Below are 22,637 nucleotides of genomic sequence, written 5' to 3' on the forward strand. Positions count from 1 at the left end.
TAGGCTGGGCGCATGGCGGAGTTCCGGATCAGCAGCGACGACGAGCGGGTCGACCTGCGCAGGATGGCGGTGGCCCTGGCCGAGTCCCAGGGGTGGGCGCGCGAGGAGGTCAGCGTCTGGGACAACCGCCGCGGCGAGGTGATCGTGACGGTGGACGACTCCCTGCTGCGCAAACCCGAGGCCGACCCCCTGCACCGCACCCGGCACACCCCCCGCGACGTGCACGACGCCTGCGAGACGCTGCGCCGCGAGGAGGCGTCCCTGCGCCGCGTGGACTTTCGCGTGCTGCGCGACGAGACCGCGCGCTTCTTCTCCGCCGGGTGGACCGTCGCCGACGCGCTGCACGCGCTGGGGCACCGCCCCGACGGCGTGCCGTGGCCGAGCGGCCCCGACTACCAGGGCACCGACTGGCTGCACGCCCGCCTGAAGGCGTGGCGCACCCCCGACGGCGACATCCGGCCCTCCAAGTCGCAGGAGGACGCCCAACTGCGGGTGATCAGCCGGGCGGGCCTGCCCATGGACATCGGCCTGCCCGAGGACGCCGAGGTCGCGCAGCGCCCCGTGGCCAGTCAGGCGGTCGCGCGGTCGGCGGCCGACGACGCGCGCAGGCTCATGCGCCAGAACGCGCGGACCACCACCGACTCCATGGCCCACCGAGACCGCACCTCGGCCAGGATCACGCGGGGGGACCGTCGCTAGGACGGCCGGGAGGGCCTCCGTCAGCGGCGGGTCTTCGCTCCTCCACCAGGGCGACCATGCCGTCGGCGGCCTCCCCGAGGAGGAGTTCGGCCGGTCCCCTGCCCGCCGTCAGCCGCCACAGGGTGGCGAAGACCAGTGCCCCCAGGACGAAGCCCTCCAGCAGCCACGGCTGGTGCCAGCCGATCCCGCCGGAGGCGGCGATGACCATCGCCAGGGCCAGGATGTGCCCGGTGTAGACGGTCAGCGGCATCCGGCCGACCGAGGTCAGCGGGTACATGAGGACCCGGAAGCGGTCGCACAGGAACATGCACACCACCAGCACCACGAGTCCCTGGCCGACCGCCTCGGCGATCTCGAAGGTGGTGCCGGTGTGGGGCGTGCCGACCGCCAGCCACCACCAGGAGTCGGTGGGCACCTGACCCGAGAGCGACTGCGTCTCCTCGACCACCGCGGCGCGCACCAGGGCCGCCGTCGCCTCGTCGGTCACCTCCCCGGAGGGCAGACCGGTCAGGGCGGGGCCGCTGGCCCGCACCAGGCGGTCCATGCCGCCCATCGGTTCGAGCAGGGCCCAGGAGCCGAGGTGGCCGAGCAGGAGCAGGGCCGCGCCGGAGGCCAGCAGGCGCAGCCGCACCGCGGTGGCGGCCAGGTCCAGCCGCCCCAGCGCCATCCCCGCGGTCACGAAGGCCATGAAGGTGATCGCCGGGTAGTAGCCGGTCAGGAGGAACTCGCTGAGCGAGGACAGCGATGACGTGCGCGGCGAGGGCGGGAAGACGTTGTCGCGCAGCAGGAACGAGAGCGGCGGGCCGAGCACGGCCAGAGCGCCCGCCACCGTCCACAGCGCGCCCGAGCGCAGCTTGACCAGGGGCAGGGCCAGCACGAAGAAGCCCGCGTAGTAGGTCAGGATGATGGCGACCGGGACCCCCATGAGGTCCAGCACCAGGCCCAGCACACCGATGAGCGCCGCGCGGGTGAGGATGCGCACCGCGGCCCCGCGCAGGCGGTCGCCGCCGACCGGGTCGGTGCGCCCGGTCATCATGGCCAGGGAGGTCCCCGCCAGGAGGGCGAAGAGCGCCGAGGAGTTGCCGCGCACGACGCCGTGCACGTCCCAGGCGTAGCCCTCGGGCGACAGCAGCCCCATGGACTCCACGCCGAGGTGGACGACGAACATCCCGAACACCGCGAGGGCGCGTGCGGCGTCGATGCCGTCGATCCGGCCCCGGCCCGAGGACGGGCCCGCGGGGGCGGCGGAGGTCTCGCCGGACTGGTTCTGTGTCACGCCCGTCAGGCTATGCCGTCGCCCGCGCGGCAACAACGGGCCGGGGCACGTGGCCGCCACCGGCCACGTGCCCCGGCGCGGTCGCCGTCAGCCCGCGCTCTCCCGCTCCCCGGCCAGGGTGCTGAAGAAGTCGAGCGCCTCGGGGTTGGCCAGGGAGTCGCGGCTGGCGACCCGCTCGGGCCGCTCCCCCATGAGGATGCGCTTGACCGGCACCTCCAGGACCTTGCCCGACAGGGTCCGGGGCACCGCGCCGATGACGCGGACGCGGTCGGGCACGTGGCGGGGCGAGCAGTCGGTGCGGATGCGGCGGGCGATCTCCCGGGGCAGGTCGCCCTCCAGGTCGGCGCCCTCCCGCAGCACGGTGAACAGCTCGATCCGGGAGGAGCCGTCGGCCTGGGGCACGTCCACGACCAGCGCGTCGACGACCTCGTCCAGGGCCAGGACCGCGCGGTAGATCTCGCTGGTGCCCATGCGCACGCCGCCGCGGTTGATGGTGGAGTCGGAGCGGCCGTAGATGACCGCGGTGCCGCGGTCGGTGATCGCGATCCAGTCGCCGTGCCGCCAGACGCCCGGGTAGACGGAGAAGTAGCTGTCGCGCAGCCGCTCGCCGCTGTCGTCGCCCCACAGGAACAGCGGCATGGACGGGGCGGGCTCGGTGACGACGAGTTCGCCGACCTCGTTGACCAGCTCCCTGCCCTCGGGGTCCCAGGAGGCCACCGCCATGCCCAGGGCCCGGGACTGGATCTCGCCCTCGTGGACGGGCAGGGTCGGGGTGCCGCCGACCAGGCAGCTGCACACGTCGGTGCCGCCGGAGGTGGAGAACAGCCACAGGTCCTCGCCGAACTCCTCGTAGACCCAGGAGAAGGCCTCGGGGCTGAGCGGCGAGCCGGTGGAGCCGATGGCCTTGAGCGCGGACAGGTCGCGGCCCCGGCGGGGGTGGACGCCCTCCTTCATGCAGGAGGAGAGGAACCCGGCGCTGGTGCCGAAGACGGTGACCCCGGCCTCGGCGGCCAGGTCCCACAGGGCGCCCAGGTCGGGGGCCGCGGGGCTTCCGTCGTACAGGACGATGGAGGCCTTCGTCAGCAGCACGCTGACCAGGAAGTTCCACATCATCCAGCCGGTGGTGGTGAACCAGAAGACCCGGTCGTGCTCCCGGGCGTCCAGGTGCAGGTGGAGGTTCTTGAGCTGTTCGAGCAGGATGCCGCCGTGCCCGTGGACGATGGCCTTGGGCAGGCCGGTGGTGCCCGAGGAGTAGAGCACCCACAGGGGGTGGTCGAAGGGGACGGAGGCGAACTCCAGCTCGGCCCCGGCACCGGACTCCTCCAGCCGGCCCCAGGGCAGGGTGCCGTCGAGGGACTCCCCGGGGCGGAGGTAGTCGAGCAGGACGGTGTGCTCGACGGTGGGCAGGGCCGCGCGCAGCTCCTCCACGACGGGGCGGCGGTCGAAGTCCTTGCCCCCGTAGCGGTAGCCGTCCACGGCGAGCAGGACCTTGGGCTCGATCTGGGCGAAGCGGTCGATGACGCTGCGCACGCCGAAGTCCGGGGAGCAGGAGGACCACACCGCGCCCAGGGAGGCCGCGGCGTAGAAGGCGGCGACGGTCTCGGGCAGGTTGGGCAGGTAGGCCACGACGCGGTCGCCGGGGCCCACTCCCAGTTCGCGCAGCCCGGCGGCGATGGCGGCGGTGCGGCGGCGCAGGTCGCCCCAGGTCCACTCGCCGAGGCCGCGCAGTTCGGTGGCGTGGCGGATGGCCACGCGGTCGTCGTCGCGGCCCTCGAAGACGTGCCGGGCGTAGTTGAGGGTGGCACCGGGGAACCATTCGGCTCCGGGCATGGTGCGCTCGCCCAGGACCCGCTCGTAGGGGGTCTCGGAGCGCACGCCGTAGTACTCCCAGACCGACTCCCAGAAGCCGTCGACGTCGGTGACCGACCAGCGCCACAGGGAGTCGTAGTCGAAGGACGCGGCGGAGGCGCCGCCGAAGGCCCGGACCCCCTTCTCGCGCTCGGCCCATCGGGCGAACGCGACGATGTTGGAGGACGCGGCCCTCTCCTCGTCGGGCTTCCAGAGCACCCGGGGCACGCTGTTCTCCGTCATTGGCCCGCCTTCCCATTCGCACTGTGTTCCGCACGGCGTGTTGCCGACCGTGTGTTGCTGTGAGACCCATCTAACAACACCACATGTCGGCGGCCACGGCCCGGCCCCCGGGGTGACGGGGGCCGGGAGGCGCGTCGAGTGCGCAGGTCACCGGTGGGAGGGGACCTGTGTGCGTGACCCACCGCCGGGCGGCCGCGCGGGCGTGGGCGGCACCCGTTGACAGGGCCGGAGGCGGGCGGGAGAGCCGGTGACCGGATCTTTGCCGCGCCTTCCGCGGGCGCGGCCCCCGGGGTCCGGACGCGCGGTGCCCGGGGGCGCGGGCGGCGGCCGCCGGGCCCCGCGGTCGCCTCAGTCGCCGCGCAGCGCGGCCACCGCGGCCGCCGGGGAGTCGACCACCGGGGAGCCGGTGGCCTCCAGGCGGGCGCGGGACATCAGGCCGCTGGTGACGAGGATGGAGCGGGCCCCGGCCTCGCGGGCGGCGCGGGCGTCGTCGTCGATGTCGCCGATCAGCACGACCCGGGCCGGGTCGATGCCCTGGTGTTCGAGGTGGCGCACCAGGTGCTCGGCCTTGGAGTCGTCCTCGGTCTGGAACTGGCGGCCGTCCACCCGGGTGAAGTGCCCGGTCAGCCCGCGCTCCTCGATCAGGGGCACCAGGTGCTCGTGGGAGGCCATGGACAGCAGGGACTGGGTGCCGCCGCCGCGGGTCCACTCCCGCAGGACGTCGGGGACGCCCGCGGTGAGTTCGCAGGAGGACAGCAGCTCCTGGTAGCTGCTGTCGTAGTGCCTCTCGGCCCGCTCCCACTCGCCCTCCTCGAAGGCCCGGCCGAGGAGTTCCTCGTAGCAGGGGATGAGGGGGCGGCGGAAGACGGAGCGCCAGTGGTCCAGCTCCACGGGGTCGCGGCCGAACAGCTCGCACACGGCGTTCACCGCGGCGAGGTTGGCGTGGTTGTCGTTGAGGAGGGTGCCGTTCCAGTCCCAGACGATGTGGGTGCTGTCGTGTCGGTCGAAAGTCGTCTCAGCCATTGACCGCACTTTACGGGCACCGGCCCCGGTCGGGGAATGCGTCGTGCGCCACCCCCGGTCCGGCTCCCGCGCCCGCCGGGGCGCCTCACCCCGGGCGGGACTCCCCCGCCGGGCTGCCGCCCTCCGCGCCGGTGGGCGCGCCCGTGTCCGTCCCCTGCGGCCCGGCGCCCCGCGCCTCGCGGCGTTCCCGGCGCAGCCGCCGCCCGCGCCGGACCGCCCACACGCTCGCCGCCACCATGAGCGGGAACACGACGAGGACGAGGACGGGCACCAGGAGTGCCAGCAGCGAGGTGACGAAGCTGACGACGTCCTCCAGGAAGGAGGCAACCGGGGCCGCGCACCCCAGGGACACGGAGTTGGCCACCGGCCGGGCCAGGGACTTGACCGCGTGGAAGGCCAGGGAGACGACCACGCCCGCGACCACCGCCCACCAGGAGACCCCGTCCCCGCCCGCGGCGGCGCCGGAGGCGGCTCCGGTGATCTCGCCGAGCTCCACCGCGGAGGCCCCCGCGCCGAAGGTGATGCCGCCGGAGGTGGGCCGCACCACGGTCTGGAGGGCGTCGTTGAAGCTGTCGACCGCGGGGATCTTGTCCGCCGCGAACTCCACGACCAGCAGCACGGTGAGGACCACGAGGGTGGCGGGGTGCTCGATCCACTGCCAGGACTCCCCCAGCGGGACCAGGTCGGTGAAGCGTGCGAGCAGTCCGACGAGGAGGAGGGGGATGTAGGCGTTGAGCCCGGCCGCGGAGGCCAGGCCCAACCCGGTCAGTGTGGTGAGCATGCGCTTCCTTCTGTGCTCCCGGGGTGGGGCGCCGTGCGGTCATGCGGTCATCGCCCGGCGCCGCTGTACCCGTGTTGACGCTCGCGGAGCACGCGGGGTTCTCGGTTCGGCCCCCTACTGCCGGTAGTTCTCGACCTCGGAGACCGGACGCGGCTCGGCCTGGTCGGGGTCCTGGTCGAACTCGCTGCGGGCCCTGCGCTGGCGGAGCAGGTCCCAGCACTGGTCGAGCGCCTCCTCGACCTGCTTGATGCGGGCGCGCTCCTGCGGGTCCAGCCCTCCGGCGGTGGAGCGGAGCGCGTGCTCCTCGTCGATCAGTCCGCGGATGGTGGCCATGATGTCGTTCTCGGCGCTGTCAGTCATACCGCCATGGTCGGTTCGGGGCGGGGCCGCGGGCAAGGCTCCCCACCCCCGCGTTGCCCAGAGCGGACCGGACGTTTACGCGCGGTGACGGCCCCCGCGCACGGCACGCGCGCCCGCGGGCGCGACGACCGGTCCCCGTTCGTCTGGGAAACTCCTACTACGGCCGCGTTGGCGGTGAGACGCGCGTCCACGGGGGCGCACCGGCGGAATGCGTTCCCGGCCCCCGCCGTTGGATACCACGAGGGGGTATGGTAATGGCATCTGAGCAGGAACGACACGGAAGCGGGAGCATGGCTGCGACCCACGGTTACAGTAACGACAAGCAGAGCCACATCAACCGGCTGCGCCGTATCGAGGGCCAGATCCGCGGGTTGCAGCGGATGGTCGAGGACGACCAGTACTGCATCGACATCCTGACCCAGACGTCGGCGGCCAACAAGGCGCTGCGGTCCTTCGCGCTGTCCATGCTCGACGAGCACCTCAAGCACTGCGTGTCCAACGCGGTGGCCAACGGCGGCGAGGAGGCGGACGCGAAGGTGCGCGAGGCCTCCGAGGCGATCGCCCGCCTGGTCCGTTCCTGACCCCGCCGCTCCCGCCCCCGCGCCCGGCCTGCCGCGGCGGGCCGTCGCGGCAGGCCGGCGGGGCACGGCGGTCCGGACCCGGCGGAGCCCGGACGGCCCCCGGTCAGTGCACGCCGTAGCGCGCGTGCAGGTTCTCCAGCAGGCGCGCGCCCTCCCGGCGGGAGGTCTCCGCGTCCAGGTAGTCGACCGACTCGTTGGCCACGAACGAGGACGGGCGCCCGTCGTCGGCGAACCCCAGGCGCGAGGTGTCACCGCCGGTGGCCTTGCGGATCCCCCAGTTGGCCAGGATGCGCGCCCGCGCGGTCGCGGAGGGCACCGCCATCAGGTGGTACCCGCGGGTGACGCCCAGCGCGGGCAGTCCGCTCAGCTCCAGCTGCATGACGCGCGCCAGCGCGTCGTTGCCGCTCAGGTCCACGACCAGCCCCATGTCCCGGTGCCGGAACTCCTTCATCGGACGCCCCAGGACCGACGAGACCACGTTCTCGGCGACGGTGGCCGCCTGGCGCGTGGCGTACTGGGCGGTCGGCGGGCAGTAGTCGCTGTCCTCGTGCGAGAGGTTGGGCACCGCCGCGGCGTCGCCGACGGCGAAGACGTCGTCGAGCCCGGGGACGCGCAGGTCGGCGCCGACCTCCAGGCGCCCCTTCTGGGTGGGCTTGTCCAGGGTCGACATGAGCGGACTGGGCGAGACGCCCGCCGTCCAGATGAGGGTGCGGCAGGGCAGGGCGCGGCCGTCGGTGAGCACCACCTTGTCGTCGGTCACCTCGCGCACGCTCACCTTGAGCTTGACCTCGACGCCGATGGAGCGCAGCAGGTCGAGCGCCTTGCGGCCGAGGCGGTCGCCGAGCTCGGGCAACACCTTGGGCGCGATGTCCACCAGGTGCCAGCGGATCACCGAGCGCAGGTCCGGGTAGCGCTTGGCCGCCTCCTGGCACAGGCGCATGAGCGAAGCCGCGGTCTCGACGCCGGTGTAGCCGCCGCCGACGACGACGAAGCGGCAGCGCTCCTCGCGCTCGGCCGGGTCGCGGCTGTCGTTGGCCAGCTCCAGCTGGGCCAGGACGTGGTCGCGCAGGAGCACCGCCTCGGCCAGCGTCTTGGCGCCGTAGGCGTGCTCGGACAGACCGGGGATGTCGAAGGCGCGGGTGACCCCGCCGGGCGCCAGTACCAGGCGGTCGTAGCGGACCGGGGCGAGTTCGCCGGTGGGGCGCCGTACGACGACCACGCGGTCCCCCGGGTCCACGCCTACGGCGTGTCCGGGGACGAACCGGGTCTGCCGGGTCAGCCGGTGCACCGACATGGCGACCGACTGAGGTGTGAGCAGTCCGGAGGCCACCTGCGGCAGCAGGGGGCTGTAGAGCATGTAGTCGTGCGGCGCGACGAGGGCGATGTCCGCCGCGCCCGCCGGGATGCGGCGTTCGAGGTGGCGCAGGGTGTGGAGACCACCGAAGCCCGCGCCGACCACCACGATACGAGGCCGAGACATAGACAGCGCTCCTTCTGACGTGTCGTGGGGCGGGACGGCTGAGTGCGTCCGTTGGGCCGTTGGACGCAGCACTACCCACAAGACCGCGGCCAATGTATGGCCGGGTCGGCGGATCCCGGAGCCGCCACCCGCGACCTGCCGGGGACTTTGCCCGCCGTTGGCGGCCCCTGGGGAGGACGGGGCGGCTCCCCGGACCGGTCCGAAACACCCGTGCGCGGGAGTTCGTGATTTCCGTGACTTTCTGTAACAAGATAATCACGTCATGCACTGACGCTCGACACGAAGGGAGTCGTGAACGCGTATGCGTACGTTCACCAGGATCACCGCCGCGGCGGTACTGGCCGCCGGACTGACCGTCGCCGGTACGGGGGCCGCCATGGCCGCCACCGCGGACCAGGACGACTCGCGTCCCGGGGGAGTGCTCGGTTTCCTCTTCGACGGGGTCTTCGGGGAGAACGCCGACCCGCCGGTAGTCGGGGAGGACAACGACCCGCCGGAGGTCAACGGGGCCCCGGGGACCACGGCCGAGGAGACCCCGGCCGAGGAGGCACCGGCCGACGAGGCCCCGGCGGCTCCGGCGGAGCAGGGCACGGGCACGAACGGCGCCACGGGCGGCATGTAGGACGCGGGCGTGGTGCCGGGGCGGGCCGCGGGCCCGCCCCGGCCACCGTCAGGGCCCGAGCCGGATCCGGACGACCCCGGTGCCGCCCAGGTCCAGCCACACGCTGTCGGGTGTGCGCACCAGCCGCAGGACCAGGGTCCGGCACCGCGGGCAGCTCGCCACCAGACCGGGCCCGTCCGTCGTCACGTACAGCTCGGCGAAGGACCCGCACGCCCCGCACACCGAGCAGCGGCGCTCGGCCGAGGTCAGGTCCACGGACATGATCTCCGACAGCGGTCCGGCCAGCACGTTGGCGTCCAGGTGCTCCGGTTCCCTCATCCGCCACCTCCACCCGAGCCGAAACGCTCGGTACGCACCCGCCTGGGGTCGTGCCCCAGCGCGACCAGGGCGTCGGCCACCGTCTCCACGAAGCCGGTGGGCCCGCACACGAAGCACACCGGCGCGAACTCGGCGGGGAAGCCGTGCGTGTTGAGTTCGGCCACGCCCAGCCGTCCCGGCCCCCGGAGCGCGCCCTCGGGCGCGCGGCGCGTGTAGGCCAGGAACACGTCGACCCCTCCGTCGCCCGGCCGGTGCGCGCCCAGCTCGTCCCGGTAGTAACGGTCCTCGGGGGTGCGCAGCGAGTACAGCACCCGGAACAGGGCCCGGCCGCCCGTCCGGCGCCGCTCGCGCACCATCGCCATCAGCGGGACCACGCCCGAGCCTCCGCCCACCAGGACCGCCGGGTCGGGCGACGCGGCGTCCCACACGAACCAGCCGCCCAGCGGGCCGCGGACCTCCACCCGGTCGCCCGGCGCGAACACGTCCACCAGGTAGGGGGAGACCTCCCCGCCCGCCACCCGCTGCACGGTCAGCTCGACGCGCTCGCCGTCCGCGGCCGAGGCGATCGAGTAACCGCGCTGGGCGGTGTAGCCGTCCTCGGCGGTCAGGCGCACGTCCACGTGCTGGCCCGGCCTGTGCCCGGGCCACCCCGGCACCTCCAGGACCAGGGTCCTGGCGCTCGCGGTCTCCCACCGGTCGGCCACCAGCTCGGCGGGCCGCCAGGCCGCCATCAGTCGCCCTGGTAGCGCTGTTCGCGCCACGGGTCGCCGTAGTCGTGGTACCCGGCCTGCTCCCAGAACCCGGGCTCGTCCTCGTCGAGCAGCCGCAGCCCGCGCACCCACTTGGCCGACTTCCAGAAGTACAGGTGCGGGACCAGCAGCCGGGCGGGGCCGCCGTGCTCGGGGGCCAGCGGTTCCCCGCCGAAGCTGTGCACCACCCAGGCCCGGCCGTCGGTGAGGTCCTGGAGCGGCAGGTTGGCGGTGTAGCCGCCGTGGCTGACCGCCAGGGCGTACTCCGCCGCGGTCTCCACGTCCTCCAGGAGGGTGTCCACGCTCACGCCCGCCCAGTCGGTGTCCAGTTTGGACCAGCGGGTGACGCAGTGGATGTCCACGCGGGGCCGCTCCTGGGGCAGGTCCAGGAACTCGTCCCACGTCCAGGAACGGGTGCCGCCCGCCTCGTCGGCGATCGCGAAGGTCCATTCGGCCGTGTCCACGTGCGGTGTGGGACCGGCCGACAGGACGGGGAAGTCGTGGGTCTCGTACTGCCCCGGCGGCACACGCGAGGGGTCGCCTCCCCTGCGCCCCTGGAAACCCCTGCTCACCACGTTCATGGCGGTCCTCCTCTCCGGTGCCTGGCGCCCTGTCTACCCGGCGGCGGGTCAGCACAGGGCATGACCGGAGCCAAATCCCGGGATGGGCCGGCGGGGCACGGCGGGCGGGGGCGCCCGGTACCGGAGGAGCGCTGGGGAACGGCGGCCGGAACGGGCCCGGGGCGAACGCTCAGTCGGGCTCGGCGGCGGGGACGGTCAGGGCGGCCCGGCCCATCTCCAGCAGCAGCCCCGCCATGTGCCGCCGCGACAGCTCGCCCCGGCTGTGCGGGGTGGAGTTGAGCAGCCCGAACACGGCGTGCACGGCGGCGCGCAGGACGGTGGCCGAGGCGTCGGGGCGCAGCTCGCCCAGCACCCCCACCCACTGCTCGACGTAGCCGCGCTGGAGGCGGCGCACCCGGCGCCGGTCGGCGTCGGTGAGGTTGCCCAGCTCCCGGTCGTGCACCGTGATCAGGTCGGGCTCGTCCAGGGCGAAGGCGATGTGCCCGCGCAGCAGGGCCTCCAGCGCCTCCTCGGCGCCCGACGCCCGCGCCACCAGCTCGCCGCCCCGGAGCGCCAGGCGTTCGCTGATGTCCACCAGCACCGCGCCGAGCAGCTCCTGCTTGCCGCGGAAGTGGCGGTACAGGGCGGGTCCGGTCGTGCCGACGGCGCGGCCGAGGTCGTCGATGGACACCCCCCGGTAGCCGCGCTCGGCGAAGAGCCGCGCCGCCGCGCCCAGGAGCGCCGCGCGCCGCTCGCCCGCGGGTCTGCCCCCCATCCGGCCTCCTTCCCCTCCCCCGGTGTCGCGCCGGGCCCTGGACACCCATGTTAGTAGTCACTAACATCCCAGATGTTAGTGAGCATTAACACCCCTCCACGAGAGGACACCATGAGCAGGGCATCTGTGCTCGGCACGGCGGTGGACACCGCCGGGCTCGCGTTCGCCGCCAACGACGCGGCGAACCGCGCCCTCGCCCTGGAGCTGCGCGAGCGGATCGCCACCGCGGCCCTGGGCGGCCCGGAGAGGACCCGGACACGCCACGTCGAGCGGGGCAAACTCCTGCCGCGCGACCGCGTCGACCTCCTCCTGGACCCCGGCTCCCCCTTCTTGGAGATCGCCCCCCTGGCCGCGTACGGGCTCTACGGCGCGGACGGGCAGGACGCTCCCGGCGCCGGGATGATCGCGGGCGTGGGCCGGGTCATGGGCCGCCCGACGGTCGTGGTCGCCAACGACGCCACGGTCAAGGGCGGCAGCTACTACCCCATGACCGTCAAGAAGCACCTGCGCGCCCAGGAGGTGGCACTGCACAACCGGCTTCCGTGCGTCTACCTCGCCGACTCCGGGGGCGCGTTCCTGCCCATGCAGGACGACGTCTTCCCCGATCGCGAGCACTTCGGCCGGATCTTCTACAACCAGGCCACCATGTCGCGGATGGGCATCCCGCAGATCGCCGCGGTGCTGGGCTCGTGCACGGCGGGCGGCGCCTACGTCCCGGCGATGAGCGACGAGGCGGTCATCGTGCGCGAGCAGGGCACGATCTTCCTGGGCGGCCCGCCGCTGGTCAAGGCGGCCACCGGCGAGGTCGTCACCGCCGAGGAGCTGGGCGGCGGCGACCTGCACTCGCGGGTGTCGGGGGTCACCGACCACCTGGCCGACGACGACGCGCACGCCCTCACCCTCGTCCGGCGCATCGCCGACACCCTCGGCCCGCCCGAACCGCCCGCGTGGGAGGTGCGCGAACCCCGTCCCCCGGCGCTGGACCCCGGGGAGCTGTACGGGGTGGTGCCCGCCGACACGCGCACCCCCTACGACGTGCGCGAGGTCATCGGCCGGATCGTGGACGGCAGCGAGTTCACCGAGTTCAAGGCCGAGTACGGCACGACCCTGGTCACCGGGTTCGCGCACCTGCACGGCCACCCGGTCGGGATCGTCGCCAACAACGGCATCCTGTTCGCCGAGTCCGCCCTCAAGGGCGCCCACTTCATCGAGCTGTGCGACCGGCGCGGCGTGCCGCTGGTCTTCCTCCAGAACATCTCCGGGTTCATGGTCGGGCGGGACTACGAGGCGGGCGGCATCGCCAAGCACGGGGCGAAGATGGTCACCGCCGTGGCCTGCGCCCGCGTCCCCAAGTTCACGGTGGTCGTGGGCGGCTCCTTCGGCGCGGGCAACTACAGCATGTGCGGGCGGGCCTACTCCCCCCGGTTCCTGTGGATGTGGCCCAACGCGCGCATCTCGGTGATGGGCGGCGAGCAGGCCGCCTCGGTGCTCTCCACCGTCCGCCGCGACCAGATGGCCGCGCGCGGGCAGGAGTGGTCCGCCGAGGACGAGGAGGCCTTCAAGGCGCCCGTGCGCGACCAGTACGAGGAGCAGGGCAGCCCCTACTACTCCACCGCGCGGCTGTGGGACGACGGCGTCATCGACCCCGCCGACACCCGCGACGTGCTCGCCATGGCCCTGTCCGCCGCCCGCCACGCCCCGCTGGAGCCGGTGGGCTACGGCGTCTTCCGGATGTGAGGAACCCTTGACCACAACGCCACGCACGAACCCGGGCGTCCACGGGCCCGCGCGCATCATGGTCGCCAACCGGGGCGAGATCGCGCTGCGCGTCATGCGCACCCTGCGCCGCATGGGCATCAGCCCGGCCACCGTGTACACCGACGCCGACGCGAACGCCCCGCACGCCCTCGCCGCCGACCTGGCGCTGCGGGTGGAGCACTACCTGGACGCCGACGCGATCGTCGCCCTGGCCCTGGACTGCGGCGCCACCGGCGTGCACCCCGGCTACGGCTTCCTGTCCGAGAACGCCGGCTTCGCGCGCGCCTGCACCGACGCCGGACTGGTCTTCGTCGGCCCCCCGGCACCCGCGATCGAGGCCATGGGCGACAAGATCCGCGCCAAGGACACCGTGGCCGCCGCGGGCGTGCCCGTCCTGGGCGGGTTCACCGAGAAGCCCGGGCAGCCCCTGGGCGACGACGAACTCCTGCGCGCCGCGGAGGAGACCGGCTACCCGCTGCTCATCAAGCCCTCCGCCGGGGGCGGCGGCAAGGGCATGCGGTCCGTGCGCTCCCCCGACGACCTGGTGGCCGGTGCGGCGGCGGCCCGGCGCGAGGCACTGGCCTCCTTCGGCGACTCCACCCTGCTGGTGGAGCGGCTGGTGGAGCGGCCCCGCCACATCGAGGTGCAGGTCATGGCCGACGCCCACGGCAACGTCCTGCACCTGGGCGAGCGCGAGTGCAGTCTCCAGCGCCGCCACCAGAAGGTGGTGGAGGAAGCTCCCTCCCCGCTGCTCACCGAAGCCCAGCGCGCCACCATGGGCGAGGCCGCCGTGGCCGCCGCCCGCTCGTGCGGGTACGTGGGCGCGGGCACGGTGGAGTTCATCGCCGAGGCGGGGCCGGGAGGCGACCTGTCGTTCTCGTTCCTGGAGATGAACACCCGCCTCCAGGTCGAGCACCCGGTCACCGAGGAGGTCGTCGCGGTGCGCGGCGAGCGCGGCGTGGACCTGGTCGAACTCCAGGTGCGGGTGGCCTACGGGGAGGCGCTGCCCTTCGCCCAGTCCGACGTGTCCTGGGTCGGGCACGCCGTGGAGTCGCGGATCTACGCCGAGGACGCCGACCGCGGGTTCCTGCCCACCGGCGGGCCGATCCTGTCCCTCTCCGAACCCCGGGGGCACGAGGTCCGGGTGGACTCGGGCATCGCCGAGGGCGGGCGGATCACCTCGGACTTCGACCCGATGCTCGCCAAGGTGATCACCTGGGGCGCGGACCGCGCCGAGGCCCTGAACCGGATGGACTCCGCGCTGGGCTCCTACCAGCTGTTGGGCTGCGTGACCAACACCGCCTACCTGCGCCGGCTGCTGCGCCACCCGCGTGTGGTCGCCGGGGACCTGAGCACCGACCTCATCGCCTCCGACCCGCCCGCACCGGCTCCCGAGCGGACCCTCGACGAGGTGTACGCGGCCGCGGCCCTGGACCACCAGCTCGACCTGGAGACGGAGCCGGGCGCCGACCGCTTCGCCGTGCCGGACGGCTGGCGGATGGGCGGCCCCGCCTGGACCCCGTGGCGGCTGCGGCTCTCCGGGCGCGAGGCCGTCGCGGTCCGGGTGCGCCGCGACGGGGAGCCGGGGCGCTACCTGGTGAGCGTGGCGGAGGGGGAACCCGTCGCGTTCGGGGCCCGGCGCTCCGCCGACGGCACCCGGCTCACCGTCACCGACGGCCGCGCCACCCGCACCTACGCGCGCGCCGACGACCCCGGCACCGCGCACCGCTGGCTGGGCTCGGGCGGCGCCGCCTGGAGCCTGCACGAGGAGCCCGTCGCGGCCGCGCTGCGCGAGGACGACGCCGCCGCCGACGGGACCGTGCGCAGCCCCATGCCCGGCACGGTGCTCTCCGTCGCCGTGCGGGTGGGGCAGGCGGTGAGCGCGGGGACCCCGCTCGCCGTCGTGGAGGCCATGAAGATGGAGCACTCCGTCACCTCACCCGTCGACGGGACCGTCGCGGCCGTGGCGGTGCGCCCCGGCGCGTCCGTGCCCATGGACGCCGTCCTGGTCACCGTCGAACCCGTCCCGAACGCGTCCGCCGACACCCCGTCGGACGCGCCCTCCCCCGCCACCAGCGAGGAGTCGCACGCATGAACCGTCACCAGCTCTCGACCGAGCACGCCGACCTGCGGGCCGCCGTGGAGGAGTTCGCCCGCGGCGAGGTCGCCCCGGTCATCGGCGACTACTACGAGCGGGAGGCCTTCCCGTACGAGATCGTCGCCAAGATGGGCCGGATGGGCCTGTTCGGGCTGCCCTTCCCCGAGGAGCACGGGGGCATGGGCGGCGACTACTTCGCCCTGTGCCTGGCCCTGGAGGAGCTGGCCCGGGTGGACTCCTCGGTGGCCATCACCCTGGAGGCCGGGGTGTCGCTGGGCGCGATGCCGATCTTCCGGTTCGGCACCGAGGACCAGAGGAAGGCGTACCTGCCGCGGCTGACCTCGGGTGAGGCGCTGGGCGCGTTCGGGCTGACCGAGCCCGACGGCGGGTCCGACGCGGGCGCCACCAGGACCACGGCCCGCCTGGAGGACGGCCAGTGGGTGATCAACGGGACCAAGTCCTTCATCACCAACTCGGGCACCGACATCACCGCGCTGGTGACCGTCACCGCCGTGACCGGGCGCCGGGAGGACGGGCGGCCGGAGATCTCCTCGATCCTGGTGCCCGCGGGCACACCGGGCTTCTCGGTGGGCCAGAAGTACTCCAAGGTGGGGTGGAACGCCTCCGACACCAACGAGCTGGTCTTCGAGGACTGCCGGGTGCCCGAGGCGAACCTGGTCGGCGAGCGCGGGCGCGGGTACGCCCAGTTCCTGCGGATCCTGGACGAGGGCCGCATCGCCATCGCGGCGCTGTCGGTGGGCCTGGCGCAGGGCTGCGTGGACGAGAGCGTGCGCTACGCCCACGAGCGGCACGCCTTCGGCAACGCGATCGGCAGCTACCAGGCGATCCAGTTCAAGATCGCGGAGATGGAGGCGCGTGCGCACACCGCACGGCTGGCCTACTACGACGCGGCCTCGCGCATGCTGGCGGGCGAACCCTTCAAGAAGGAGGCGGCGGTCGCCAAGCTGGTGGCCTCCAACGCGGCCATGGACAACGCGCGGGACGCCACGCAGGTGTTCGGCGGGTACGGGTTCATGAACGACTACCCCGTGGGCCGCTTCTACCGGGACGCCAAGATCCTGGAGGTGGGCGAGGGCACCAGCGAGGTGCAGAAGATGCTCATCGCCCGCGAGCTGGGCCTGCCCGCCTAGACATCCGTCCGCGGACCCGGGCGTGTGCGCTCCCACGCCCGGGTCCGGTCGGCGGCGTACGACCTGGCGCGGCTCGGGCCCTCACGCGAACAGCTCCACGACGTCGTCCATGGCGACGACCAGGACACCGACGACGAACCCCGCCAGCACGGAGAGGAGCGCGCCGACCGGCTCCGGCGTCCCGGAGGAAGCCGTGGTGAGCGCTCCGAACGCGGCCACCGCGCCCAGTCCGGCGTTGCGCACCACGTGGCGCGGCGCGTACACCGCGCCGGTCCGCCCGAAGCAGTGGCAGCGTGCTGACGACCCGCGCAGCAGGGAGAGCACGATCACCGCCGTGAACACCCCCAGGAGTGCGAGCGCACCACCGAAGGCGATCCTCGCAGCCGCCCCGATCCCCCAGGCGTAACCGGCGAAGGCGACGACCACGGCGGCCTCGGCGACGAGGACGCCCCCGGCTGCGGGGAGCAGCAGTCGCCGCGGTACCAGCCGCAGCGGTTCCAGTGACTCGGCGAAGGCCCGGATGCCGCGGACCTTGCCGAACGCGGAAACGGCGAAGACCGTCGCGAGCAGAGCCGCCGCACCGGGCAGCAGGTGATCCCACGGCACTCCCCTCACCCCTCCAACCGGCGCAGCACGGTACCGAGGACACTGCCGACCGGCACCGGTCCGAAGTCCCGGGAGTCGTGGCTGCGGCCGGGGTTGTCGCCCAGAACCACCAAGCAGCCCTCCGGCACCGTACCCGGGCCTCCCGCGACACCCTCGGGCAGCGGTTCACCGGCCACCGCCACCACCCTCTTGACCAGGTAGTTGCGTCTGCGCCGGTTGCGTTCATCGCGGATCACGGGAGCTTCCGGATCGCTGAGGACGACCAGTTGGCGCGGAAAGAACACTGTGTCCCTGCCGGTGCGCACGGCGAGCATGCGGTCTCCCTGGCGCAGCGTGGGCAGCATGCTCTCGCCGAAGACCTGCGTGACGAAGACCCTACGGCGTGTCCACACGAGGAGGGCCGCCGCCGGGACCAGGACCGCGAGCACGGCCGCCACGGCGGACAGCAGCACCATCAGCACGGCGCGTTCTCCTCTCGGTACCCCTGGGCCTGCACCGAGAACAACCGGGCGTAGACGCCTTCGGACTCCAGCAGCTCGGCGTGCGTGCCGGTCTCGGTGATCCGCCCCCCGTCGAGCACGGCGATGCGGTCGGCGTCACGCAGGGCGCCGAGCCGGTGGGAGACGAGCAGGCTGGTCCGGCCCCGGCGGTGCTCCCTGAGCCGTGTGTGCAGTTCGTACTCCGCCTCCGCGTCCAGTCCCGCGCTGGGCTCGTCGAGGATGAGCAGGTCACGTTTCTCACGGACCAGTGCGCGGGCGATCGCGACCCTCTGCTGCTGTCCTCCGGACAGGGCGACGCCCTCGGCGTCCTCCTCCCCCTGGAAGAAGGTCCGGGCGACGAGCGTGTCGTACCCCCGCGGGAGCGCGTCGATGACGTCGTGCACCCCGGCCCGGCGCGCGGCGGACTCAATCGCCGCGCGGTCACCGAAACGGGCCTGGTCCCCCAGCCCGATGTTCTCAGCGGCGGTCATGTCATAGGTCATGTAGTCCTGGAACACCGCGCCGATCCGTTCCCGAAGGGCCGTGGGGTCCACCTCCCGGATGTCGGTCCCGTCCCAGGTGATGGAGCCCCGATCGGGGTCGTAGAACCGGCACAGCAGCTTGATCAGGGTGCTCTTGCCCGACCCGTTGCGCCCGACCAGGCCGAGCGCCGTTCCCGCCGGGATGTCCAGATCCACACCGCGCAGGACCCAGGGGTGGTCGGGGGTGTAACGGAACCACACGTCGCGCAGCTCGACGCGGCCGACCAGCGCTCCGACCGGCGCCTGAGCGGAGGGAAGGTCCGGTCGGACCGCGACGACGGCTCGGTAGTGCGTGAACAGCAGCAGCCGCCCGTGGGCCTGGGCCAGGAGTGAGATCACCCCGGCCATACCCTGCTGGACAGCGCCGACCGCGGCGATGTAGAGGGCTACGTCGCCCACCGCGCCCGTACCCAGGCCGGACTGGAAGATCACCCATACCAGCCCTCCGCCGGAGATCAGCGCGGCCAACAGCCCGGCGGCGACTTGGACGAGCATGTCCCGCCGGTCCATCCGCCGGACCTCGGCGTTGGCGGTCCTGCGCTCGGTCAGCATGCGCCCGCGCAGCATGTCACCCAGCCCGAAGAGACGGATCTCCTTCGCGGCCTCGACACTCGACATCAGGTCCCGGTAGAAGAGTTCGCGGCGCTCGACCGGTCCGAGCCTCCAGATCATGGCGGCCCGTCTGCGTGACAGCTCCAGCTGCGCCCACAGCGCGGGCAGCGTGCCAAGGAGGACGGCCCCGGCCAGGAGCGGGTGGATCACCACGAGGGAGCCGGTGAAGCCGAAGATGGTGACGAGCCCCCCGAGCAGTCCCAGAGCGGCTTGCAGGATCTGCGCGGGTGTCTGCCCGCCGTTGTCGGCGGCCAACCGCAGGCGGTCCAGGAACACCGGATCCTCGAATCTGCCGATGCCCGGGAGCCGGTTGACCGCCCTGAACAGGCGGTCGTCGGCGTGCAGGCCGACTCTGCGGCCCAACTCGTCCTCCGCGTAGACCTGCAGCGCCGTGGTCACCGCGGTCACGAGCCCGAGCACCGCCAGCGCGGCGGCGAGAGCGAGCACGGTCGCCACCGCGGCGCCAGCGGACAGGTCGTTGAGCACCGTGCGCATGAGCCAGGCGGTGGCGACGGGCGTCACGCCCGCGACGACGGCGATCACCATCAGCCCGAGCGCCCACCAGCGGCTCGCCCGCCACACCAGTGCGATCGCGGGACGCAGGCCGGAGACGACCCCTCGCCAGCCGAGTTGCGGACTCTTCTCCTCGGTGTCCATGCCCTACCCGGCCACCACACTCAGCGCAGCGCCGCCGCGTCCTGGGGCGAAGACGCTGGTCGCCGTCACGACGCCGTTCTCCACCGTGATGAATGAGGGGGTGCCCTGGATGTCGAAGAGCCTGGGCAGCTCTCCCTCCCAAGGCTGGACCACCACCGACACCGTCGGTTCGAGTTGCGCGACCATATCCGCCTCAGCCCCGCCCTCCTCGATCACCACGGCGAGCGCCCTCACGTCCGGGTTCTGCGCAAGGTGGTCGAGGAGGAGGGGAAGTCGTTTACGGCACGGTGAGCAGTCCGGGGAGACGAAGGCCACCAGAAGGCGCTCGGCGGAGGCGTCGAAGACCACCTCGGCACCCCGCGTGGACGTGGCCCGGAACGCTCCGACCGAGGTGCCGACGGGCACCGCGGAGGCCGGGACGTCGTCGTCCGCCGACCGCGGACGGTTTTCCAGGAGTTCGGTGTGCTGCCTCAACCGGCGGATCACCCCGATGGACAGCAGCAGGTTCACAAGGCCCAGCGCACCGACCAGTGCCACTGCGGCGACGACGAGGAACACGACACACCTTCCGTTCTGAATCAGGTCCGACGGGGACGGGACCCGGGGCCCCGCCCCCGCTCTCTATCTGGGGGACCGCCTACTCAGCAGGTGCCGCAGTCCAGCTCGCGGATCTGGGTCTCGGAGCTGCAGACCCGGCTCTGGTACTGCACCCTGTTGGTCCAGAGGAAACCGCAGCGGTTGCAGTGGGAGTTTCTCCACGCAGTGCAGGCGGCCGCCTCGACACGCACCTGCGGAACGAACGACCGAAGCATCAGGTCGCTCATGGAGGTGATCAGTTTGACCATGTCCCGTCCTTTCTCGGCAAGGGCCCGGTGTGGGCGCTCAACAGACAACCACCGCCGGGTACACGGCAGGTTCACTGCCGATTCACTCCGCCACAAAGAAAGCGAACACCGTTCCAGAACAGGAGCAACACGTTTTTCCGCGGCCGGTAGCGGCCAATCTCGATGCCTTCCTCGGGCCCCGTGTTACGCTGCGCCAGCCAGAGGAAGTGGGCTGACATGCACCACCTTGCCAACAGCGCGCAAGGAAGGTCAGCAATTCATCCGAAGACCTCGGCGCACGACGGCGGGCCGGGAGAAGGACGATGTGAGCCATCCATGGAATTCAAACTACTAGGCCCTTTCGAGATTACGGAAGACAACGGAAGACCCGTGCCCGTCAACCGGCTAAAACACCGACAGCTCCTTGCTGCGCTTCTGTTGAGGGCGAATACCGTGGTTTCCTTCGACCAGCTGATCAACGACATTTGGGGAGAGGAGCCGCCGAGGTCGGCGAAGGGAAACCTCAAGACGTACGTCTCCCAACTCCGCCAGTTGCTGGACCGGATCGACACCGTCGGTGACGGCTACCAGATCCGGGTGGAACCGCACGAGTTGGACTCCGTCGTGTTCGACGCGGCGCTACGGCAGGGCCTGCGCGCAATCGAGCAGGAGAGGGCGGACGAGGCCGGACGGTTGTTGCAGGAGGCGCTCGACCTGTGGCGCGGCAACGCCCTACAGGACACACCACTCGGCGGCGACCTGGCGCACATGCACACGCACCTGGACGAGCAGCGGCTCTCCTGCCACGAAGAACTCATGGACGTCCGGCTGGCGCAGGGAAGGCACACCGAGGTCCTCCGCCACCTGGGTTCGGTGATCGGCGCCCATCCGCTGCGCGAACGCCTGTGGAGCCTGAGGATGACGGCGCTGAGCCGGGAGGGGCGCTGCGCCGAGGCGCTCAGCGCCTACCAGAGCATCCGCACGCGTCTGATAGACGAGCTGGGAGTGGAGCCCAGCCCACCACTACAACGGCTGCACAGCCAGATCCTGGCCCGCTCACCGGAGCTGTGCGCCACCCCTGGCAGGCAACCATCGCCGCGCACCATCCGAGGCTTCCCACCGCAGCAGCTACCGATCGACGTCCCGGTGCTCTACGGACGGGAGAGGGAAGTGGAACTGGTCAGTGCGCATCTGGTCCCCGACCGGCCCTCCAACCCGCCGATCGTGTTCATCGAGGGCTGCCCCGGTGTGGGCAAGTCGGCTCTGGCGGTACACGCAGCACACAGAGTCGCCGACGCGTTTCCCGACGGCCGGCTGTACGTCAACCTGCACGGCGCGTCCGCGCACGCGGCTCCGCTGTCCGTGCACGTGGTGCTCACCCGGCTCCTGCGGGCGTTCGGCGCCGACAGCGTACCGGCCGACGTCGAGGAGGCCTCGACCCGGTTGCGCACGGTGCTGTGCGGCAAACGGGTCCTGATCCTCCTGGACGACGCCGCTTCGACCGACCAGGTCCTTCCCCTTCTTCCGTCCGATCCGTCCTGCGCCGTACTCATCACCGGTCGGCAGAACCTGGTGTCGCTTCGGCCGTCCCTGCGGATGCGTCTTCCCGTCCTGGCGCCGGGACCGGCGGTGTCGATGCTCATCCGCGCAGTCGGCGAGGACCGCTTGGCCCCCGGTTCGTCCACCGCGCGAAGGCTGGCCCAGCTGACCGGATATCTTCCGGCCGCCCTGCACGCGGTTGCCGACCGCCTGGTCGCCCGTCCCAGATGGTACGCCGACCGCCTGCTCCCGCAGCTTACGGACGTGCGATGCCGTCTGGACACGCTGCACGCCGACGGCCTGAGCGTCACCGAGCGGATCGGCGCCAGCCTGACAGCCCTACGCCGCGGCGGGCAGGCCACAGCTGCCGAGGCGCTCTGCCTGGTGGGGGGATTCCTCGACACGACGTTCACCCTGAAGGAGGCGGCTGAACTCCTCGGCACCTCCGCGGAGGACGTGGACCGGACTCTGGAACCGCTGCTCGACGCGAACCTGATCGACTGCACGGGCCCCGGACGGTTCGGAATGCACGAACTGGTTCACCTCTACGCCCGAGGGCAGTACGCACGAAGCCTGACCGCCGCGGGGGGCACCGCTCGTGGTGAGAGGCCCCCGGTTCAGCAGGCTCCCCTCCCCGGGCCAGATGCTCCATGCCTCGGCGGGCGCCCAGCTTCCGGCACGCTAGCCTCCCACGGGGCCCGGCAGCCCGGCCTCCGCGCGGGTTTCCTTACTCCCCGTCCGTCCCACTCGCGGTAGGCGCCGTCCGCGCGCTCCCTGCGACACCGTCCGTGGCCGGTTCCGGACAGCCCTCACCCTCCGTGTCCACAGTATGACCGCGCACCGTCGGGGCCGCGGAGGCGGGAAGGGCCGCGTGGCAGGCGAAGGAGGGTTCCCGAGCCGCGCGGAGGAAGGCGTTCGCGCAGGTGGTGACCGGACGGGGACGCGCGGTGACGGTGACGCCGCGCCCGTTCCGGGTAGACCGTGGGCGGACACCGCGAGGCCGCGACCCTCCAGCGTCACCGCGGAACAACAACAAGGGGTGACAAGCACCCGAAA

At 72.6% G+C, this 22,637-nt stretch carries 23 protein-coding genes; 7 read left to right on the plus strand and 16 right to left on the minus strand.

The genetic code is table 11. From position 1 onward, the window contains the following. The first annotated feature begins 12 nt into the window (after window positions 1-12). Window positions 13-699 carry a hypothetical protein gene (locus ACSTA4_RS21285; RefSeq protein WP_444960749.1) on the plus strand — a complete coding sequence of 229 codons (687 nt, stop codon included), beginning with the start codon at window positions 13-15 and terminating at the stop codon, window positions 697-699. On the opposite strand, the gene ACSTA4_RS21290 is transcribed toward ACSTA4_RS21285, so the two are convergent. The 5 genes from ACSTA4_RS21290 to ACSTA4_RS21310 form a co-directional block, all read right to left on the minus strand. Next, complete coding sequence (locus ACSTA4_RS21290; protein WP_444960750.1) at window positions 677-1,975, minus strand: heparan-alpha-glucosaminide N-acetyltransferase domain-containing protein; 1,299 nt, start codon at window positions 1,973-1,975, stop codon at window positions 677-679. The two genes, ACSTA4_RS21285 and ACSTA4_RS21290, sit on opposite strands and share 23 nt — an antisense overlap. A gap of 87 nt (window positions 1,976-2,062) precedes the next feature. Continuing rightward, window positions 2,063-4,066 (minus strand): acetoacetate--CoA ligase, encoded by a 2,004-nt coding sequence (locus tag ACSTA4_RS21295; protein ID WP_444960751.1) that lies wholly within the window; start codon window positions 4,064-4,066, stop codon window positions 2,063-2,065. Window positions 4,067-4,414: 348 nt separating this feature from the next. Next, a complete protein-coding gene (locus tag ACSTA4_RS21300) occupies window positions 4,415-5,089 on the minus strand; it encodes an HAD family hydrolase (RefSeq protein ID WP_444960752.1) in 675 nt (224 codons plus the stop codon). 85 nt (window positions 5,090-5,174) lie between these two features. After that, the gene (locus ACSTA4_RS21305) at window positions 5,175-5,870 is read right to left on the minus strand and encodes a DUF4126 domain-containing protein (RefSeq protein WP_444960753.1); all 696 of its coding nucleotides are present in this window, start codon (window positions 5,868-5,870) and stop codon (window positions 5,175-5,177) included. Window positions 5,871-5,984: 114 nt separating this feature from the next. Next, entirely contained in the window at window positions 5,985-6,230 is a 246-nt protein-coding gene (locus ACSTA4_RS21310) for a DUF2630 family protein (RefSeq protein ID WP_248771445.1), read from the minus strand. A gap of 290 nt (window positions 6,231-6,520) precedes the next feature. On the opposite strand from ACSTA4_RS21310, the gene ACSTA4_RS21315 reads away from it, so the two are divergent. Beyond that, the gene (locus ACSTA4_RS21315) at window positions 6,521-6,811 is read left to right on the plus strand and encodes a metal-sensitive transcriptional regulator (protein ID WP_047869300.1); all 291 of its coding nucleotides are present in this window, start codon (window positions 6,521-6,523) and stop codon (window positions 6,809-6,811) included. Window positions 6,812-6,914: 103 nt separating this feature from the next. Here the strand turns inward: ACSTA4_RS21315 and ACSTA4_RS21320 are convergent, their stop codons facing one another. Next, window positions 6,915-8,291 carry an NAD(P)/FAD-dependent oxidoreductase gene (locus ACSTA4_RS21320; protein WP_444960754.1) on the minus strand — a complete coding sequence of 459 codons (1,377 nt, stop codon included), beginning with the start codon at window positions 8,289-8,291 and terminating at the stop codon, window positions 6,915-6,917. 301 nt (window positions 8,292-8,592) lie between these two features. On the opposite strand from ACSTA4_RS21320, the gene ACSTA4_RS21325 reads away from it, so the two are divergent. After that, a complete protein-coding gene (locus ACSTA4_RS21325) occupies window positions 8,593-8,913 on the plus strand; it encodes a hypothetical protein (RefSeq protein WP_444960755.1) in 321 nt (106 codons plus the stop codon). Window positions 8,914-8,961: 48 nt separating this feature from the next. Here ACSTA4_RS21325 and ACSTA4_RS21330 read toward each other — a convergent pair whose 3' ends face one another. From ACSTA4_RS21330 to ACSTA4_RS21345, 4 genes are all read right to left on the minus strand, one after another. Next, window positions 8,962-9,231: a DUF6510 family protein gene (locus tag ACSTA4_RS21330; protein WP_248771448.1), complete on the minus strand. Its 270-nt coding sequence runs from the start codon at window positions 9,229-9,231 to the stop codon at window positions 8,962-8,964. Continuing rightward, the gene (locus ACSTA4_RS21335) at window positions 9,228-9,962 is read right to left on the minus strand and encodes a ferredoxin reductase (RefSeq protein ID WP_444960756.1); all 735 of its coding nucleotides are present in this window, start codon (window positions 9,960-9,962) and stop codon (window positions 9,228-9,230) included. Before ACSTA4_RS21335 ends, ACSTA4_RS21330 begins: the two co-directional genes overlap by 4 nt. Continuing rightward, window positions 9,962-10,561, minus strand: coding sequence for a sulfite oxidase-like oxidoreductase (locus tag ACSTA4_RS21340; protein WP_117198233.1), 600 nt, complete (start codon window positions 10,559-10,561; stop codon window positions 9,962-9,964). Before ACSTA4_RS21340 ends, ACSTA4_RS21335 begins: the two co-directional genes overlap by 1 nt. Window positions 10,562-10,730: 169 nt before the next feature. Beyond that, window positions 10,731-11,315 (minus strand): SACE_7040 family transcriptional regulator, encoded by a 585-nt coding sequence (locus ACSTA4_RS21345; protein ID WP_248771451.1) that lies wholly within the window; start codon window positions 11,313-11,315, stop codon window positions 10,731-10,733. Between the two features lie 126 nt (window positions 11,316-11,441). Here ACSTA4_RS21345 and ACSTA4_RS21350 point away from each other — a divergent pair, with 126 nt between their 5' ends. Genes ACSTA4_RS21350 through ACSTA4_RS21360 form a run of 3 tightly spaced genes read left to right on the plus strand, consistent with a single transcriptional unit; the run spans window position 11,442 to window position 16,322 of the window. Then, window positions 11,442-13,052, plus strand: coding sequence for a carboxyl transferase domain-containing protein (locus ACSTA4_RS21350; RefSeq protein ID WP_444964232.1), 1,611 nt, complete (start codon window positions 11,442-11,444; stop codon window positions 13,050-13,052). Between the two features lie 7 nt (window positions 13,053-13,059). Continuing rightward, on the plus strand, window positions 13,060-15,168 hold the full coding sequence (locus ACSTA4_RS21355; RefSeq protein WP_444960757.1) for an ATP-binding protein: 2,109 nt from the start codon (window positions 13,060-13,062) through the stop codon (window positions 15,166-15,168). Further along, on the plus strand, window positions 15,165-16,322 hold the full coding sequence (locus ACSTA4_RS21360) for an acyl-CoA dehydrogenase family protein (protein WP_444960758.1): 1,158 nt from the start codon (window positions 15,165-15,167) through the stop codon (window positions 16,320-16,322). The genes ACSTA4_RS21355 and ACSTA4_RS21360 overlap by 4 nt, the downstream gene beginning before the upstream one ends. Before the next feature lie 81 nt (window positions 16,323-16,403). Here the strand turns inward: ACSTA4_RS21360 and ACSTA4_RS21365 are convergent, their stop codons facing one another. From ACSTA4_RS21365 to ACSTA4_RS21390, 6 genes are all read right to left on the minus strand, one after another. Beyond that, complete coding sequence (locus ACSTA4_RS21365; protein ID WP_444960759.1) at window positions 16,404-16,928, minus strand: MauE/DoxX family redox-associated membrane protein; 525 nt, start codon at window positions 16,926-16,928, stop codon at window positions 16,404-16,406. Between the two features lie 5 nt (window positions 16,929-16,933). Then, window positions 16,934-17,383 carry a S26 family signal peptidase gene (locus ACSTA4_RS21370; protein WP_444964233.1) on the minus strand — a complete coding sequence of 150 codons (450 nt, stop codon included), beginning with the start codon at window positions 17,381-17,383 and terminating at the stop codon, window positions 16,934-16,936. Further along, window positions 17,383-19,218, minus strand: a complete 1,836-nt coding sequence (locus ACSTA4_RS21375) for an ABC transporter ATP-binding protein (protein ID WP_444960760.1) — start codon at window positions 19,216-19,218, stop codon at window positions 17,383-17,385. The genes ACSTA4_RS21370 and ACSTA4_RS21375 overlap by 1 nt, the downstream gene beginning before the upstream one ends. Window positions 19,219-19,221: 3 nt before the next feature. Beyond that, entirely contained in the window at window positions 19,222-19,776 is a 555-nt protein-coding gene (locus ACSTA4_RS21380) for a TlpA family protein disulfide reductase (protein ID WP_444960761.1), read from the minus strand. Between the two features lie 83 nt (window positions 19,777-19,859). Beyond that, entirely contained in the window at window positions 19,860-20,063 is a 204-nt protein-coding gene (locus ACSTA4_RS21385) for a hypothetical protein (RefSeq protein ID WP_444960762.1), read from the minus strand. Between the two features lie 71 nt (window positions 20,064-20,134). Next, complete coding sequence (locus tag ACSTA4_RS21390; RefSeq protein ID WP_444960763.1) at window positions 20,135-20,281, minus strand: hypothetical protein; 147 nt, start codon at window positions 20,279-20,281, stop codon at window positions 20,135-20,137. A 97-nt stretch (window positions 20,282-20,378) separates the two neighbouring features. Here ACSTA4_RS21390 and ACSTA4_RS21395 point away from each other — a divergent pair, with 97 nt between their 5' ends. Continuing rightward, window positions 20,379-22,337 (plus strand): BTAD domain-containing putative transcriptional regulator, encoded by a 1,959-nt coding sequence (locus ACSTA4_RS21395; protein WP_444964234.1) that lies wholly within the window; start codon window positions 20,379-20,381, stop codon window positions 22,335-22,337. The last annotated feature ends 300 nt before the right edge of the window (window positions 22,338-22,637 follow it).

The organism is Nocardiopsis sp. M1B1, from assembly GCF_052466615.1.

Excerpts from the sequence above, each read along its gene's own strand:
- ACSTA4_RS21320 (WP_444960754.1), bottom strand. The coding sequence starts at position 8,291 with ATGTCTCGGCCTCGTATCGTGGTGGTCGGCGCGGGCTTCGGTGGTCTC.
- ACSTA4_RS21370 (WP_444964233.1), bottom strand. The coding sequence starts at position 17,383 with ATGGTGCTGCTGTCCGCCGTGGCGGCCGTGCTCGCGGTCCTGGTCCCG.
- ACSTA4_RS21385 (WP_444960762.1), bottom strand. The coding sequence starts at position 20,063 with ATGGTCAAACTGATCACCTCCATGAGCGACCTGATGCTTCGGTCGTTC.
- ACSTA4_RS21310 (WP_248771445.1), bottom strand. The coding sequence starts at position 6,230 with ATGACTGACAGCGCCGAGAACGACATCATGGCCACCATCCGCGGACTG.
- ACSTA4_RS21345 (WP_248771451.1), bottom strand. The coding sequence starts at position 11,315 with ATGGGGGGCAGACCCGCGGGCGAGCGGCGCGCGGCGCTCCTGGGCGCG.
- ACSTA4_RS21360 (WP_444960758.1), top strand. The coding sequence starts at position 15,165 with ATGAACCGTCACCAGCTCTCGACCGAGCACGCCGACCTGCGGGCCGCC.
- ACSTA4_RS21300 (WP_444960752.1), bottom strand. The coding sequence starts at position 5,089 with ATGGCTGAGACGACTTTCGACCGACACGACAGCACCCACATCGTCTGG.
- ACSTA4_RS21375 (WP_444960760.1), bottom strand. The coding sequence starts at position 19,218 with ATGGACACCGAGGAGAAGAGTCCGCAACTCGGCTGGCGAGGGGTCGTC.
- ACSTA4_RS21340 (WP_117198233.1), bottom strand. The coding sequence starts at position 10,561 with ATGAACGTGGTGAGCAGGGGTTTCCAGGGGCGCAGGGGAGGCGACCCC.
- ACSTA4_RS21285 (WP_444960749.1), top strand. The coding sequence starts at position 13 with ATGGCGGAGTTCCGGATCAGCAGCGACGACGAGCGGGTCGACCTGCGC.
- ACSTA4_RS21315 (WP_047869300.1), top strand. The coding sequence starts at position 6,521 with ATGGCTGCGACCCACGGTTACAGTAACGACAAGCAGAGCCACATCAAC.
- ACSTA4_RS21305 (WP_444960753.1), bottom strand. The coding sequence starts at position 5,870 with ATGCTCACCACACTGACCGGGTTGGGCCTGGCCTCCGCGGCCGGGCTC.
- ACSTA4_RS21295 (WP_444960751.1), bottom strand. The coding sequence starts at position 4,066 with ATGACGGAGAACAGCGTGCCCCGGGTGCTCTGGAAGCCCGACGAGGAG.
- ACSTA4_RS21330 (WP_248771448.1), bottom strand. The coding sequence starts at position 9,231 with ATGAGGGAACCGGAGCACCTGGACGCCAACGTGCTGGCCGGACCGCTG.
- ACSTA4_RS21335 (WP_444960756.1), bottom strand. The coding sequence starts at position 9,962 with ATGGCGGCCTGGCGGCCCGCCGAGCTGGTGGCCGACCGGTGGGAGACC.
- ACSTA4_RS21390 (WP_444960763.1), bottom strand. The coding sequence starts at position 20,281 with ATGTCAGCCCACTTCCTCTGGCTGGCGCAGCGTAACACGGGGCCCGAG.
- ACSTA4_RS21395 (WP_444964234.1), top strand. The coding sequence starts at position 20,379 with ATGGAATTCAAACTACTAGGCCCTTTCGAGATTACGGAAGACAACGGA.
- ACSTA4_RS21325 (WP_444960755.1), top strand. The coding sequence starts at position 8,593 with ATGCGTACGTTCACCAGGATCACCGCCGCGGCGGTACTGGCCGCCGGA.